The organism is Staphylococcus delphini (genome assembly GCF_900636325.1).
Lineage (GTDB): Bacteria > Bacillota > Bacilli > Staphylococcales > Staphylococcaceae > Staphylococcus > Staphylococcus delphini.
This window is the reverse complement of sequence record NZ_LR134263.1, coordinates 1484055-1499512: the sequence shown is the minus strand read 5'-3', so window position 1 is coordinate 1499512 and position 15458 is coordinate 1484055. Positions and strand designations below refer to the sequence as shown.

Below are 15458 nucleotides of genomic sequence, written 5' to 3'. Positions count from 1 at the left end.
CTTTCTCCTATTGATATATCTGAATTTTAATTTGTTGATTCAATGCGAATTGTGCACGTTCTGCAAGCGTGATAAGTTCATGCTCTCCTGGGAAAACTGAAATTGGAGCAATCCACTCTACATATTTCGCGATTTGATCCATTAATTGAACACTATGGCTCATCCCGCCTGTAAAAATAATTTGATCGACGTGTCCTTTTAAAACGGCAGCACGTTCTCCAATTACTTTGGAAATTTGAATCACCATCGTGTCGATCATTAACTTCACATTTTCATCTTGTTCATACTTTGCCATAATTTCCCTTAAATCAGACGTCTGAAAATATGCTTTAAGTCCAGACTCACGACTTAACTGCACCTTGATTTCATCACCAGATAATTGATGCTTTTCCATGTATTGGACAAGTAAATCATTTGGAATGCTACCAGAACGATCCATCGCCATTGGACCTTCACCATACAATGCTTCATTCACATCAATGACACGCCCCTTTTCATGCGCACCAATGCTAATGCCGCCTCCCATATGTATCACAATCACATTCACATCTTCATAGGCACGATTGACTAATGCGGCATAACGACGGGCCATCGCTTTTTGATTTAATGCGTGAAAGATACTGCGACGTTGAATGGACGGTACGCCAGTATGACGTACTTCATCGATCAATTCATCTACGACAACCGGATCAGTCGTGAAAACTGGAATATGGTATTTTTGTCCCAGTTGATAACCGATCATGCCGCTTAAATTAGAAGCATGAGCGCCATACTTAAAGCTTTTTAAGTCGTCATACATTGCTTTGTTTACTGAGTATGTACCGCCTTCAAGTGGTTTGAGTAGACCGCCACGACAAGCAATGACATCAATTTGATTCAACTGGTAACCATGTGATTCGATTTCAGTTTCAATCAATTGTTGTCTCAATGGCTCTTGATCAATTAAGGGGTACTTTAAAAGCGCTTCAGTATGGCTAATATTTTCATTTACTTTAAATTCATCATTTTCATATATGGCATATTTACTGGAGGTACTCCCTAAATTCAATACGAGTGCTGTTGTCATACAATCCCTTCTTTCAAAAACAAATCAAAAATGTATGGGACTAGGACATTATGTTTTCCCAGTCTCTGTTTCTATTTATGAACTGATATCCAATAGTGATGATTGAGCCATCGAAAAATTAGGGTGAACAAAAATTTTTTATGTCCCAGACCCATATTTGTTTGCACGGTTAACCGACTTTTAATGCGACTAAAATAGAGTTGATTTTATTTTCAATACTGTCCGCTCTTGATGTAAGAACGATTGGAAAATGCGCACCGAGAATAAGACTCGCAACTTTTGCACGACCAAAATAGGTGAGTGATTTATATAGCACGTTGCCTGCATCTAATCCTGGTACAATAAGCACATCTGCATCTCCTGCAACTTTTGAATGGATGCCTTTTTGAATCGCACTCCGTTTATCAATCGCATTATCTAACGCAAATGGACCTTCAACATGCACATGCGGTTCGATAGGATGTGATTGATAATATTGACTTAAACGCTCAGCTTGAAGGGTCGATGGTATTTTAGGGCTGACCTTTTCAACGGATGACAATAATGCAATATGAAGTTGTTGATATTGTAGCCTCTTTGAAAAATCAACCACATTTTGAATGATGGCTTTCATCTCTTCTTCTGTTGGCGCAATATTGAGCGCAACGTCTGAAATCATCAGCAGTTTGTGATACGAGGGAATTTCACATAACGCCACATGGTTTAAAAAGGGTTTTGCACCTTGTGCGTTACGTTTTAATACCGCAGATAAGATTTTAGCAGTTGAAATTTGCCCTTTCATCAAAATTTGCGCCTTACCATGATACAAATCATTTAAACAGCCTTCAATTGCAGCGTCTTCTGTATCAAACGTTTGAATATGGATACGCTTTAAAAAGTCGGCCGACAAATCAAATGAACGAATGATTTCAGCTGCATCTTGGTGATTATAAAGTTTGAAGTCAGCATCGGTTTGCTTTAAAACTTCAATAATAACTCTAATAAGCGGTTCATCCATTGCATTAACAATCGCAATTGTCCCTGTTAGAGCTTGAGGTTCTTTAAGCAAGTCTGTAAAATTCAACTTTCATCATCCTTTATGCTTTTGGTTTTGTTCAATCATTTCTTTCGCATTTTGTCTTGTCAATTCGGTCACAGTTGCACCAGAAATCATGCGTGCAATTTCGTCTATCCGTGCATCGCCTGTAAGTTCGCGTACAGTCGTAGTGGTGCGGTCATCTTTTTCATGTTTTGAAATGTACAAATGGTGATCACTCATTGACGCAACTTGTGGTAAATGAGAAATACAGATCACTTGAATAACTGATGCAATGTCTTTCATTTTTTCAGCCATTTTTTGCGCCGCTTGTCCAGACACACCGGAATCCACTTCATCAAATAATATCGCAGTTTGCCCTCGTGCACGTACAAAAATACTTTTCAGTGCGAGCATAATTCGTGACAGTTCACCGCCACTAGCAATTTTGTTTAAACTTTTTAATGGCTCACCTTTATTTGGACTAATTAAAAATTCAATGCGTTCTAAACCATCTTTTTGTGGCGATTCATAAGGTTTAAACGAAATTTCTAAATTCGCATCCTTCATTTGTAAGTATTGGATTTCATTGACAATACGATCACGCAACTGTCTTGCTACTATTCTACGCGCTTTTGATAACTTTTGCCCGTCTTCCTGAACTTGTTGCGATAATTGTTGAATTTCTTCGCGTAGTTTTGACGTACTTTCTTCATAATTTTCGATTTTATTAATTTCATCAGCAATTTTTTCTTGATAAATCATCAAATCTGAAATATCTTTGCCATATTTACGTTTTAAATTGTTCAACAAGTTCATACGTGATTCGAGTTCATTTAAATATTGTTCATCAAATTCAGTTTGGTTGATTTCTTCATAAATTTGATGTTTAGCGTCCTCTAACGTGTAATAAAATTGATCGACTTCTTCTTTGAGTTTTTCAAACGTTTCAGGTAAAATTTGATTCACATTTTGCAACTCTGTACTTAGAGTATAGAGACGATCTGTAATCGCATGTTCATCCGTTAAAGTCACATATGCAGCGTTCAATGCTAAACTTAAATTTTCGGAGTTCTGAATACGTTTGATATCGGTTTCTAATTGTTCGATTTCGCCTTCTTTTAAGTGCGCTTCTTTTAATTCATCATATTGGAACTTCATTAAATCTAAGCGTTGTAGTAAAGCTTGGTCTGCAGATTCCAGTGCCTCAAGCTCTTTTATCTTTTCTTGATGTTGTCCATATGAATGGGCATAATGTTGAAGTTCTTCAATATATTCACCGTCAGCATAACGATCAAGTAGTTCAACGTGATACTTTTGCTTTAATAAAGATTGTGTTTCATGTTGACCATGGATGTCGAGTAAAGCTTGCATGACTTGTCTTAAATCTTGTAACGTCACAGTTTGGTTGTTTATCCGACAAATGCTTTTACCAGAACTAAAAATTTCGCGTTTGACAATTAAGAAGTCTTCATTGATATCAATACCTAACGTTTCAAGTTGACGTATGGCATCTTTTGCATCATCAATATCAAAAATACCTTCAATAATTGCTTTCTTTTCACCGTGACGTACAAATTCAGAAGAAGCACGCATGCCAATCAGTTGTCCAATGGCATCAATAATAATCGATTTACCCGCACCTGTTTCACCACTAAGTACAGTGAGGCCATCAGAAAACTGAACATCTAATGTATCGATAATCGCAAATTGTTTAATGGAGAGGCTTTGTAACATCTAACATCCATCCTTATAACATATTGAAAATTCTTTCCTTGATTTCATCAGCTGAAGGGTTGTCGCGACAAATAATTAAGCACGTATCATCACCACAAATGGTACCTAGCACTTCTTCCCAATCAATTTGATCCAGTATCGCACCGATTGATTGGGCATTACCAGGCAACGTTTTCAGCACAAGTAAATTGTTAGCGCTATCGATTTTTACAAATGAATCCATCAAATAGCGCCCTAGTTTTTCTAGTGGATGATAACGGCGATCATTAGGCAAACTATAAATATATTGTCCGCTTGGTGCAGGGACTTTAATCAATTGAAGCTCTTTAATATCACGAGACACTGTAGCTTGCGTAACGTTCATATCATAATCATTTAAACGTTTCACTAACTCGTCTTGTGTTTCGATTTGTTCGTTTGAAATAATTTCTCTAATTTTTATATGTCTTACAGATTTTTTAGGCATAACAGACACCTCGTAACGAATATTTATACAATGATTTTACCACACTCGGTTATGATTTACCTACTTAAGCGATGTACGTCACCATAAGAAACAATTGATATGACGATTGACTTTTAATTTCAAAAACAGTGCGCGCAACGATTCAATATATACGAAAAATGTATATGCCCCTTTTTTAACTATGAAAATTGAATAAAGATAGACTCGAAATAAAACATATGGGGTCTTTTCCGTCATAAAAAAACACGAGCAACTGTAATACATTACTCGTGTTTGGATGTTAGTCTAAAAATTGTTGAATTGTATGAACGAGCGGGTCATGGGTTAACCCTAAATCTTCTAAAATTTGGTCCACATCTCCGTGCTCAATGTACTCATCATCGATACCGAGTCTTTTGATGCGATTGGTATATCCATGATCGGTGAAGTAATTTGCGATTTGACTACCTAAACCACCATTTAACATCGCTTCTTCGACTGTAACCACAGGCATGTTTTTGGCACCTAAGTCATCTAAGACAGTTGTGTCCATCGGTTTGATATAACGTGCATTAATGACACGTGCTTGAATACCTTGCTCTGCTAATGTTTTAGCCACTTTAACTAAAGTCGCGAGTGTCGGTCCATAGCTAATCAGTGCCACGTCTTGACCTTCAGTTAAATCTTCCCACGTTCCAATAGGCAAGTGCTCACGTTTATCAGTGATTTCAACACCTAAACCATTGCCACGTGGATAACGGATCGCAATTGGTCCTTGTTCATGGTGCATCGCTGTATAAACGAGATCTTTCGCTTCATTTTCATCTTTAGGCATCATTACAATCATATTTGGAAATTGTGTCAAGAAGCCGACATCAAACACACCTTGATGCGTTTCGCCGTCTGCACCGACAAGGCCGGAGCGGTCCACACCAAAAATGACGTTTAAGTTTTGACGATCGACATCATGTAACACTTGGTCATACGCGCGCTGTAAAAACGTCGAATAGATCGCAACATACGGTTTCATACCTTCAATCGCTAGACCAGCCGCCATCGTGACAGCATGTTGTTCAGCAATACCGACGTCAAAAAATTGTTCAGGCAACTCTGACTGGAATTTTGTAAGTTTAGACCCTACAGGCATTGCAGGTGTAATAGCAACAACACGGCGATCCTTTTTCGCATATGACAGAATTTCGTCACTCATTAACTGACTCCATGAAGGTCCTTGTGTTTGACCTTTAATTTGTTCGCCAGTTTCTAATTTGTATGGTCCTAAGCCGTGCCAAGTGCCGATTTTATCATTTTCAGCGGGATGGTAACCTTTCCCTTTGTTCGTGACAACATGGATCAACACCGGTTTGTTAATAGAATCTGCTGCAGTTAAGGCGTTTTCCAGTTCTTCAAAGTTATGGCCATCAACTGGACCAATGTAGCGAATACCGAGCTCTTCGAAAAAGGCGCCATCTACAACTAAATATTTTAAGCTGTCTTTAATGCGATCAGCAGATTCACGTAATCGACTGCCCCCAGGTAAACGACTTAAAATCGATTCAGCATCAAACTTGAGTCGATTATAGCCTTGGTTCATTCGAATACGACCGAGCATGTTATGCATTGCGCCAACATTAGGTGCGATACTCATTTCGTTATCGTTTAAAATAATTGTCATATTTGTTCGATCATGGCCGATGTTGTTTAAAGCTTCAAGTGCCATACCGCCAGTCAGCGCACCATCTCCAATAACTGGAACGATATGATTCTTTTTGCCTAAAATATCTCTCGCTTTTGCCATGCCCATCGCAGCTGATAATGAGGTAGAACTATGCCCAGCTTCCCACACATCATGATCAGACTCTTTTAATTTTGGAAATCCACATAATCCTCTATATTGTCTTAATGTTTCAAACTGATGACCGCGGCCTGTCAAAATTTTATGAATGTAACTTTGATGACCGACATCCCAGATAATTTTATCTTCTGGACTATTAAAATGCTTATGCAGTGCGATTGTAAGTTCAACAACACCTAAATTAGCACCAATATGCCCCCCCGTCACAGCACACGTTTGAATTAAGAACTGTCTCACATCGTGACTCAATGCTTCAAGCTCTTTAACAGAAAGACTTTTTAAGAATGAAGGATTCTGTATATTTCTTACGTCCATTGAAATCACCCTTAATTTTTTCTATCGTACTGATTATAACACTTCAATCACATCATAGATAGACAGAACCTAATTTTGACGTTGATAAAAAAGTGTTAACAAATAGTTTAAATCCGTTGTATCAAATTCCGTTGATAAAGTTGTTAAAATGGCTTCTGCTTTTTGAATATGTGCTTGAAGTTCTTGTTCAGCGCCCTCTTCACCTAAAAGTGTGACATATGTACTTTTATGATTAGAGACATCGCTGCCTACAGGTTTGCCTAGTTTCGCTTCATCACCGTACACATCTAAGAGGTCATCTTTAATTTGGAAAATGACACCTAAATGTTGAGAAAACTGAATCAATTGTTGTGCAGTTGTATGACGAATTGAAGTAATGATTGTTGCAGCTTCAATCGCAAATTGGATCAGCGCACCCGTTTTATGAATGTGAATATTTTCAAGTGTTTCGAGTGGAATTTGTTGATTTTCACTTTGCATGTCTAACGTTTGACCGCCTACCATACCTTGATGCCCACTCGCTTGACTTAATTTTTCAATGAGTGCAACTTTGATTTGAGCGTCAATATGAGGTGTCAACGCAATCTTTTCAAACGCTTTCGTCAATAAGGCGTCTCCAGCCAATATCGCCAGCCACTCACCATAGACTGTATGATTCGTCGGTTTACCACGTCTTAAATCATCGTCATCCATTGCGGGTAAATCGTCATGAATCAATGAATATGTATGAATCATTTCGAGCGCTAAAGCAACATGCATACCACTCGCAAGCTTTTGATGATCCAACATTTTAATTGTAGCTAACATGAGTAAGGGGCGTATTCTTTTTCCACCAGCTTCTAGAGAATAACGCATACTCTGTTCAAGTGAAGTACCAAGTTGCGAATCTTCTATCGCATGATTTAAGTGGCCATTAAATTGTTCTAATAACTCATTCAGACTTTGATTCATCACTTTCATCTGCCTCTTTATCCATTAATTCTGCTACTTTTTTCTCAGCATCACTCAATGTTTTTTCACATGATTTAGAAAGCGCTATGCCTTGTTGATACAATTCTAAAGATTTTTCTAGCGATATCGTATCATTATCTAGCTGATTTACAATACTTTCTAATTCTTTCATCATTTCTTCAAAAGATTTATTTTCGGTCGTCATTTTGCCACCTCACCTTTTCAATTCTTGCATCTAAAGCGCCATCTTTCATAGTGACTTCAATGCGTTCACCTTCATGTACGTCATGACTACTCGTAATGACTTCATCACCTTTTTTAACTATAGAGTAACCTCGTAACATCGTCTTTGTAGGGCTCAAATTATCAAGCGATAACAGTTGATGTTGAAAGATTTGCTTTTTAGAAGTTAAAATACGCTGAATTTGTTTGTGCAACTGAGATGATAAATCCATAGATGTTTGTTTTTGGCGTTGTACGTTATCATAAAAATATTTAATGCGAATGCGTTGTTGCAACATGGCTAACCGTTGTTGTTCGTGTTGTAGTCGAAATTGCATCGATTGATGAAGGGCACGATCGAGTTCGTCACGTTTTTGTGTTTGCTGTTCATATAACAAACCGGGTTGCTTAAATTTGTAATACGATTGCAACTGCTGTAGTTGTTGTGCTGTATGTTTTAAATGTTGCTTCATATAGCGGTTCAAATAAGCACGTGTTTGAGACAATACTTGTTTGAGTTCTTGTTTGTCCGGTGTCGCTAACATCGCAGCTTGCGTCGGTGTTGCGGCACGTAAATCAGCAACAAAGTCACTAAGTGTTGTATCCGTTTCATGCCCAACAGCAGATATAACAGGTGTTTGACATGAAAAAATAGCTTTAACAACATCTTCCTCATTGAAGTTCCACAAATCTTCAATAGAACCGCCGCCCCGTCCTAGTATAATGACATCTGCACCGAGTTGATCCGCAGATTGTAATTTTTCGATGATGTCCGCTTTTGCCTGTGCGCCTTGAACAAGTGTACTGATTTTGATTTGTTCAGCTAGTGGATAACGACTGTTCAAAGTGTTTTGAATATCTCGAATAGCAGCGCCGGTACTGGCTGTGAGTATCGCAATTTTTTGAGGATACTTAGGGATAGGTTTTTTATGAACTGCATCAAAATAGCCTTCTTTCATAAGCTTATTTTTTAATTGCTCAAATTTTTGGTAAAGATTCCCTACACCATCCAATTGCATATGATTTACGTAAATTTGATAATTGCCACGACGTTCATAAACGGATACACGTGCTTCTATGAGAACTTGATCGCCTTCTTTTGGGTCGAAGTCAAGTTGGTTTGCCTGTGTTTTAAACATCATTGCAGCGATAACACTGTTTTCATCTTTAACGGCAAAATATAAATGCCCACTGCTATGACGTTTAAAATTCGATAATTCGCCCTTGATATAGACGCTTTGAAGATGTGGATCTTGATCAAATTTATACTTAATATATTTAGTTAATGCAGAGATTGTTAAATACTTTTCCATGCCATCACTCAATTTCTTTTAATGTGACTTAATACACCGTTGATAAATTTATAATGATCATCATCGCTAAATTGTTTTGCCAGTTCTACTGCTTCATTAATAATCACTTTTTCTGGTGTATCACTGTGGTTCATTTCAAATGTCGCCATACGTAAAATGATACGATCAGTTTTCAACAAACGCGCAATCGTCCATCCGTTCAAATGCGGACTAATTGTTTCGTCTAATACATGTTGATGATCTTTCACACCAGAAACAAGCCATTTAATGAAGTCGAAATCCAAATCTGGATAGTCTTCTTTTATAAAACTAATCGCTTCGTCAATCGTCAACTCCGTATTTTTCATCTCTAGTTGGAATAATGTTTGAAAGGCTTGACTTCTTGCTTGTTTTCTACTCATTTTAATTCTCCGTTCATCAGTTAATCACGATTATTTTTTGCCATTTCTATATGTGTAATGTGCACATTGATTTGCTGAGGTGTGAGTGCAGTCATCGTACGCAATGCACTATGAATGGATTCTTGAACTTTTAACGCTGTTTCGGAAACTTTAACGCCATAGCTTAAAGAACAATAGACATCTATAGTGATTTCATTCTCTTTCGTTGTGATTTTAACGCCTTTACTTAAGTTTTTGCGACCAAAGCGTTCCAAAGTTGAATTTTTTAAATCTGGAAATGCCCCTTCAACACCTTTCACTTCTGATACTGCGATACTTGCAATCACAGAAATGACTTCGGGTTCGATTTCAACAGTTCCAAGATTAGGGTTGAAATGTTCAATTGGCTTTGCCATATAAGTTGCCCCCATTCAATTTAATGATCTTCATTCATAATATCGTAAATCTCTAAAAATTTGGTGCTAAAGAAACCTTTATTGAAGACTGGATGATTTAGTAAACGAATATGGAAAGGAATGGTTGTATCGATGCCGAGTACAACAAATTCACTGAGCGCACGTAAACCAGACATAATGGCTTCTTCCCTCGTCGGTTGATGCACAATCAATTTCGCCACCATTGAATCATAGTAAGGTGGAATGACATAGTTCGTGTAACAAGCTGAATCAATCCGTACACCAAAGCCGCCTGGTGTTAAATACTGTTCAATTTTACCAGGTGACGGCATAAAGTTTTTATAAGGATTTTCAGCGTTGATACGAAATTCAATCGCATGACCTTGAATTTGAATATCATCTTGTGTATAAGGTAACTTTTCGCCCATAGCCACTTTGATTTGTTGTTTTACGAGGTCAACACCTGTCACCATTTCAGTTACTGGATGCTCAACTTGAATTCGCGTATTCATCTCCATGAAGTAAAATAGATCTTCATCTAAATCATATATAAATTCAATGGTTCCTGCGTTAAAATAATTGACCGCTTTAGCTGCTCTCACGGCTGCATCGCCCATCTCTTTTCTTTTCTCTTCAGTAAGTATTGGAGATGGCGATTCTTCAACAAGCTTTTGCATGCGTCGTTGAATCGTACAATCACGTTCGCCAAGATGAATCACGTTTCCATGCTCATCACCAAGAATTTGAATTTCGATATGACGGAAGTTTTCAATAAATTTCTCTAAATATAAGCCGCCGTTACCGAAAGCTGTTTCTGCTTCTTGTTGCGTCATTTTATAACCATTGATTAATTCTTCTTCATTACGTGCGATACGAATCCCTTTACCGCCACCACCAGCAGTTGCTTTTATAATAACAGGGTAACCAATTGAGTTTGCAGTTTGGATGGCATCTTCAATCGTGTTCACAAGTCCTTCGCTACCAGGAACAACAGGGACATTTGCACGTTTCATTTCTTCTTTTGCAATATCTTTAATACCCATCTTCTGAATCGATTCATAGCTCGGCCCAATAAATTTCAATTGGACAGCTTCACACAATTCCGCAAAATCACCATTTTCAGCTAAGAAGCCATAGCCAGGGTGAATACCGTCACATCCTGTAGAAGTGGCGATAGATAAAATATTCGGTATGTTCAAGTACGAATCTTTTGATTGCTTGGGTCCCACACAGTAGGCTTCGTCGGCTAATTGAGTATGTAAAGCATCTTTGTCGCCTTCAGAATAAATCGCTACAGTTTGGATGCCCAATTCGTGACATGCGCGAATAATACGCACTGCAATCTCGCCACGGTTTGCAATTAATATTTTTTTCATATTATTTCACCTTGAATAAAGCTTGGCCATACTCAACCATTTGTCCATCTTCAACTAAAATTTCAACGATTTCACCAGCCACTTCAGCTTGAATTTCATTAAATAACTTCATAGCTTCTAAAATACAAACTGTTGTATCAGGTGTCACTTGATCTCCGACTTGAACATAAGCACTCTCTTCAGGAGACGGTGATTTATAGAATGTACCGACCATAGGCGCTGTAATCGTTTTGAGTGATGCATCAGCCTCTGTTGCTGGTGCGTCTACTGATGCCGCGCTTGCTTGGACAGGTTCAGCTGCTACACTTGGTGCAACCATTTGCTGTGGTGCTGAAATTTGTTGTGTCACAATTTCTTTTTCTTTTTTTAAGTTGATTGTCGTACCTTTATCTTCAATACTGATTTCAGTGAGGTTAGAATTGTCTAGAATATCAATTAATTCTTTAATCTCTTTAAAATTCATTTTGGTTACTCCCTTATGATTGATTATTTCTACCCTACTATTTTACTTGAGTGTATAAGGCAATTCAAGAAAATACATAATATCTAAAGCGTTGTAGTGAGTTTTCCACCCATATTATATTGATACAATCGATTCGCTTTTGTTGATTGTATCATTGTATCGTCTTTGAAACATTCAACGGTGCTTATGTTGATTTATAGAACAAGCAACGTTGACTGGTCTATGTATCGCTTAAAAATAAAATATGGACTAACAAGACAATCATCAGCCTCATTAGTCCAACAATAATATTCCATTGTTCACATTATCAGGATGATCTCATTCACCTGATATGGATTCAATTAACCGCGTGAAACGTAGCTACCATCTGTTGTGTTAATGACTAACACATCGCCTTCATTGACGAATAATGGCACATTCAATGTGTAACCTGTTTCAACTGTTGCTGATTTTGTTGCACCTGTCGCTGTGTCCCCTTTAATACCAGGTTCAGTTTCAGTTACTTCAAGCTCAACAGTTTTTGGTAATTCCACACCGATTGTTTCACCTTGGTACGTTTGGATATGTACATCCATATTTGCTTTTAAGAACTTCAATTCGTATTCTAAGTAATCTGTACTTAGTTCTGTTTGTTCGAAAGTTTCGTTGTCCATGAATACGTGATTATCACCATCAGCATACAAGTATTGCATACGGCGGTTTTCAATCATCGCTGGTTCAACTTTTTCGCCTGCACGGAAAGTTTTTTCTTGGATCGCACCTGTTCTTAAATTACGTAATTTTGATCTCACAAACGCAGACCCTTTACCAGGTTTAACGTGTTGGAATTCAATTACTTTCCAGATTCCGTTATCGACAGAAATCGTTAAGCCTGTTTTAAAATCATTTACAGAAATCATTCAGTTTCCTCCTCAGAATCACTCTTCTTCTAAAATAATAAGGTCTTTTGTGCAATTAGTAAAGCGTTCGCCGCCATTTTCTGTAATTAAAATGTCATCTTCTATACGAACACCACCTAATCCTTCTACATAAATACCCGGTTCAATCGTGACACAATGATTTTTTTCTAAGACGACATCTGATTTTTGAGATAGAGCAGGAAGTTCATGAATGTCTAAACCGATACCGTGACCTAACGAATGACCGAAATGCTTTCCGTAACCCGCCTCTGTAATGATATCACGCGCAATGCTATCCATTTCTTTACCTGTCATTCCTGGACGAATCGCTGCAATGGCGGCTTCTTGACTTTTCAACACGATATTGTAAATGTTAACCATTTCTTCAGAAGGTTGACCGACAGCGAAAGTACGTGTGATATCTGAACAGTAACCGTTGTAGTATGCACCAAAATCTAACGTGACCATTTCTCCTGACTGAATGACTTTATCAGAAGCTACACCGTGTGGCATCGCACCTCGAACGCCTGAAGCAACGATAGTATCAAATGACGTGTCGTCTGCACCTAAATGCAACATTTTACTTTCCAAATGCGCTTTAACTTCTTTCTCAGTCATACCCGGTTTAACGACAGTGAGAATATATTCATATGCCTCATCCACAATTTGTGCCGCTTTTTGAATCGCTTTAATTTCGTCTTCATCTTTCGTTTGACGAATTGTTTCAATGGCTTGACCAATCGAAATGAGATCGTGACGGCCTTGGTTTAATTTTAAAAATGAATCATAAGCAACGAGATGGCCTTCAAAACCGATATTTTGTAAATTTAATGTTTTAAATTGTTCGGTTAATGTGGAGAACAAATCTCCTTTTTGTAAAATGACCTCAAACTCAGTGGCTTGTTGTTGTGCTTGATCGGTATAGCGGAAGTCTGTGATAAGTTGTGCTTTGTCCTGTGTAATGATGAGAGCGCCACTTGTACCTGTAAACCCTGATAAATAGCGACGATTAAAGTCAGATAATACAACTAAACCATCGAGATGTTTGTCTTGTAATAAAGTTCTTATCTTTTGAAGTCTATTTTTCATACAAAAATTCCTCCTTATATTTGTACTTAATTACATGATACCTTAAAATGTAGTCATATGTAGTGAAAAACAATTGAGTGTTTAGGAGTTTATTATGAAAAAGAGAATTTGTGCGAGTATCAGTGTTGCATTTTTATTGTCGGCCTGTGGAAGTCAAAACCTGTTACCTTTAGAAAAGAAAAGTACGGATTTAAGCGACAAAAACCATGAAATTAAATTAGAAAATCAGCAACTTAAAAATGAAAATGCGAAAAAACAAAAACAAGTGGACGCTTTGAAAAAAGACTCAGAAAATACAAAACAAGCGAAGTCTAATCAGAAAAAAGCAGATTATCTTGAATTTTCATCCCAATATTATGCCTCTGTAACGGATGTGATTAATGCATACCAACAAATTGATTCGAAAGTGTTAGAAAACAAAAAAGAGGAAAAAGTGTTGGACCAATTAGATCAAATTATTGAGGATCATGAAAGTGCGATAGAAAGTTACCAAGATGACACGGAAGATGAAACGATTGTTAAAAAAGATAAATCAATCAAAGCACAGGACAAAGAAATTAAAAAACTACAAAAAGAAATCAACAGTGCATTAACAAAGATTCAAAAAGGTTATAAAGCGAAAGATAAAACAGAAATTCAAAAAGGACGTCAGAGCTTATCGAACATCAATGTGAAAACTACAAATGCAGAACAAGATAAAGAGGAGTAATTGACATGACAACTTTCCAAAAAATTATATTCGGTGTAATCATTTTCGTCGCATTCATCGGATTAATTTTTAATTTAGATGTAGTACTTTTTAGTATTTTTAGATCAATCATTACAGTAGCGATTATTGTCGGCATCATCTATTTAGTCTATTTCTTTTTCTTTTTAACGCCAGATCAACGAGATTACAAAAAGCGCGTTTGGAAAAACAAATTCAAAGGACGTCGATAAGTGCGTGTATGAGGTCATGCTTTCATCGCTTAGTGAGGAAATTGAAGTTAATATTTAAAGGCTGGGGCGCATTTCAGTGTGCGTTTCCCAGCCTTTTAAATTATCATTGATTAAATGTGGTGCTTATTTGCGATATAAAAATGCTTCTGAACGATATTTTTCTTCTAACGCTTTCACTTCTTCTAGTTGCGCTGCTGTTAATTCTAGCGGTTTAAATTCAATATCGAGTGCTTTTTTGAAACCTTCTTTAAATGCCACTTCCATTTGTGCTAAAGTGACTGTTTCATCTGATAAATCATTAATGGCCACCGCTTTTTCGACAAAGGCTTCTTTCATTTTTGCTTTCAATCTTTCATTTTTGAAAATAAACATGTCGAACAAGTCATCAATATCCACATCTTGAAGAATCGAACCATGTTGTAGAATGACGCCCTTTTGTCTCGTTTGAGCACTGCCGGCGATTTTTTTACCTTCGACAACGAGTTCATACCAACCTGGTGCATCAAAACAAACAGAACTTCTCGGTTGTTTGAGCTTCTCTCGCTCTTCTTTTGAACGGGGTACTGCGAAATGCGCATCAAAGCCTAATGATTTAAAGCCTTCTAGTAAACCACCTGAAATCACACGATATGCTTCAGTGACGGTTTGAGGCATATCTGGGTGCGCTTCAGGTACGATTACACTATAAGTTAATTCTTTATCATGTAAAACACCACGGCCCCCAGTTTGGCGTCTCACTAGACCGTAGCCCTTTTCTTTAACCTTTGCGATATCAATTTCTTTGGAGAGTCGTTGGAAATAGCCAATTGATAACGTCGGTGGATTCCAAGTATAAAATCGAACAACGGGGTCAATCTCTCCTCTTGATACAAAATTTAATAAAGCCTCATCCAATGCCATATTGTAGTATGGATCATGGCTTCCTGTATTAATAAAATGCCAAGTTTCTGTCATTTGCTATAAAGCCTCCCTATGAA

The 15458-nt window shown here is 37.4% G+C and carries 17 protein-coding genes; 2 read left to right on the top strand and 15 right to left on the bottom strand.

What is annotated here, in order from left to right; translation table 11 throughout:
* Nucleotides 1-7: 7 nt before the first annotated feature.
* The 14 genes from buk to EL101_RS07105 form a co-directional block, all read right to left on the bottom strand.
* On the bottom strand, nt 8-1066 hold the full coding sequence (gene buk / locus EL101_RS07170; RefSeq protein WP_096596958.1) for a butyrate kinase: 1059 nt from the start codon (nt 1064-1066) through the stop codon (nt 8-10).
* 169 nt (nt 1067-1235) lie between these two features.
* Nucleotides 1236-2129 (bottom strand): phosphate acyltransferase, encoded by an 894-nt coding sequence (locus EL101_RS07165; RefSeq protein WP_096596960.1) that lies wholly within the window; start codon nt 2127-2129, stop codon nt 1236-1238.
* 6 nt (nt 2130-2135) lie between these two features.
* Nucleotides 2136-3818 (bottom strand): DNA repair protein RecN, encoded by a 1683-nt coding sequence (gene recN / locus EL101_RS07160; RefSeq protein WP_096596962.1) that lies wholly within the window; start codon nt 3816-3818, stop codon nt 2136-2138.
* A 13-nt stretch (nt 3819-3831) separates the two neighbouring features.
* Complete coding sequence (gene ahrC / locus EL101_RS07155; RefSeq protein WP_014613844.1) at nt 3832-4284, bottom strand: transcriptional regulator AhrC/ArgR; 453 nt, start codon at nt 4282-4284, stop codon at nt 3832-3834.
* A 280-nt stretch (nt 4285-4564) separates the two neighbouring features.
* Nucleotides 4565-6433, bottom strand: a complete 1869-nt coding sequence (dxs, locus tag EL101_RS07150) for a 1-deoxy-D-xylulose-5-phosphate synthase (protein ID WP_096596964.1) — start codon at nt 6431-6433, stop codon at nt 4565-4567.
* A gap of 69 nt (nt 6434-6502) precedes the next feature.
* Complete coding sequence (locus tag EL101_RS07145) at nt 6503-7384, bottom strand: polyprenyl synthetase family protein (protein WP_096596966.1); 882 nt, start codon at nt 7382-7384, stop codon at nt 6503-6505.
* Nucleotides 7365-7589, bottom strand: coding sequence for an exodeoxyribonuclease VII small subunit (locus tag EL101_RS07140; protein WP_019165247.1), 225 nt, complete (start codon nt 7587-7589; stop codon nt 7365-7367). Before EL101_RS07140 ends, EL101_RS07145 begins: the two co-directional genes overlap by 20 nt.
* Entirely contained in the window at nt 7573-8919 is a 1347-nt protein-coding gene (xseA, locus tag EL101_RS07135; RefSeq protein ID WP_096596968.1) for an exodeoxyribonuclease VII large subunit, read from the bottom strand. Before xseA ends, EL101_RS07140 begins: the two co-directional genes overlap by 17 nt.
* A gap of 8 nt (nt 8920-8927) precedes the next feature.
* Nucleotides 8928-9320: a transcription antitermination factor NusB gene (gene nusB, locus EL101_RS07130; RefSeq protein WP_014613839.1), complete on the bottom strand. Its 393-nt coding sequence runs from the start codon at nt 9318-9320 to the stop codon at nt 8928-8930.
* 20 nt (nt 9321-9340) lie between these two features.
* Nucleotides 9341-9715, bottom strand: coding sequence for an Asp23/Gls24 family envelope stress response protein (locus tag EL101_RS07125; protein WP_096596970.1), 375 nt, complete (start codon nt 9713-9715; stop codon nt 9341-9343).
* Nucleotides 9716-9735: 20 nt separating this feature from the next.
* Nucleotides 9736-11091 carry an acetyl-CoA carboxylase biotin carboxylase subunit gene (accC, locus tag EL101_RS07120; RefSeq protein WP_096596972.1) on the bottom strand — a complete coding sequence of 452 codons (1356 nt, stop codon included), beginning with the start codon at nt 11089-11091 and terminating at the stop codon, nt 9736-9738.
* A 1-nt stretch (nt 11092) separates the two neighbouring features.
* A complete protein-coding gene (gene accB / locus EL101_RS07115) occupies nt 11093-11554 on the bottom strand; it encodes an acetyl-CoA carboxylase biotin carboxyl carrier protein (RefSeq protein ID WP_096596974.1) in 462 nt (153 codons plus the stop codon).
* A 341-nt stretch (nt 11555-11895) separates the two neighbouring features.
* On the bottom strand, nt 11896-12453 hold the full coding sequence (gene efp / locus EL101_RS07110) for an elongation factor P (protein ID WP_014613835.1): 558 nt from the start codon (nt 12451-12453) through the stop codon (nt 11896-11898).
* 18 nt (nt 12454-12471) lie between these two features.
* Nucleotides 12472-13542, bottom strand: coding sequence for a M24 family metallopeptidase (locus EL101_RS07105; RefSeq protein WP_096596976.1), 1071 nt, complete (start codon nt 13540-13542; stop codon nt 12472-12474).
* A 94-nt stretch (nt 13543-13636) separates the two neighbouring features.
* Between EL101_RS07105 and EL101_RS07100 the strand changes: the two genes are divergently transcribed.
* Nucleotides 13637-14251 carry a hypothetical protein gene (locus tag EL101_RS07100; RefSeq protein WP_096596978.1) on the top strand — a complete coding sequence of 205 codons (615 nt, stop codon included), beginning with the start codon at nt 13637-13639 and terminating at the stop codon, nt 14249-14251.
* Between the two features lie 5 nt (nt 14252-14256).
* The gene (locus tag EL101_RS07095; RefSeq protein ID WP_096541423.1) at nt 14257-14481 is read left to right on the top strand and encodes an SA1362 family protein; all 225 of its coding nucleotides are present in this window, start codon (nt 14257-14259) and stop codon (nt 14479-14481) included.
* Nucleotides 14482-14604: 123 nt separating this feature from the next.
* Here EL101_RS07095 and EL101_RS07090 read toward each other — a convergent pair whose 3' ends face one another.
* Entirely contained in the window at nt 14605-15435 is an 831-nt protein-coding gene (locus EL101_RS07090) for a lipoate--protein ligase family protein (protein ID WP_096596980.1), read from the bottom strand.
* Nucleotides 15436-15458: the final 23 nt, after the last annotated feature.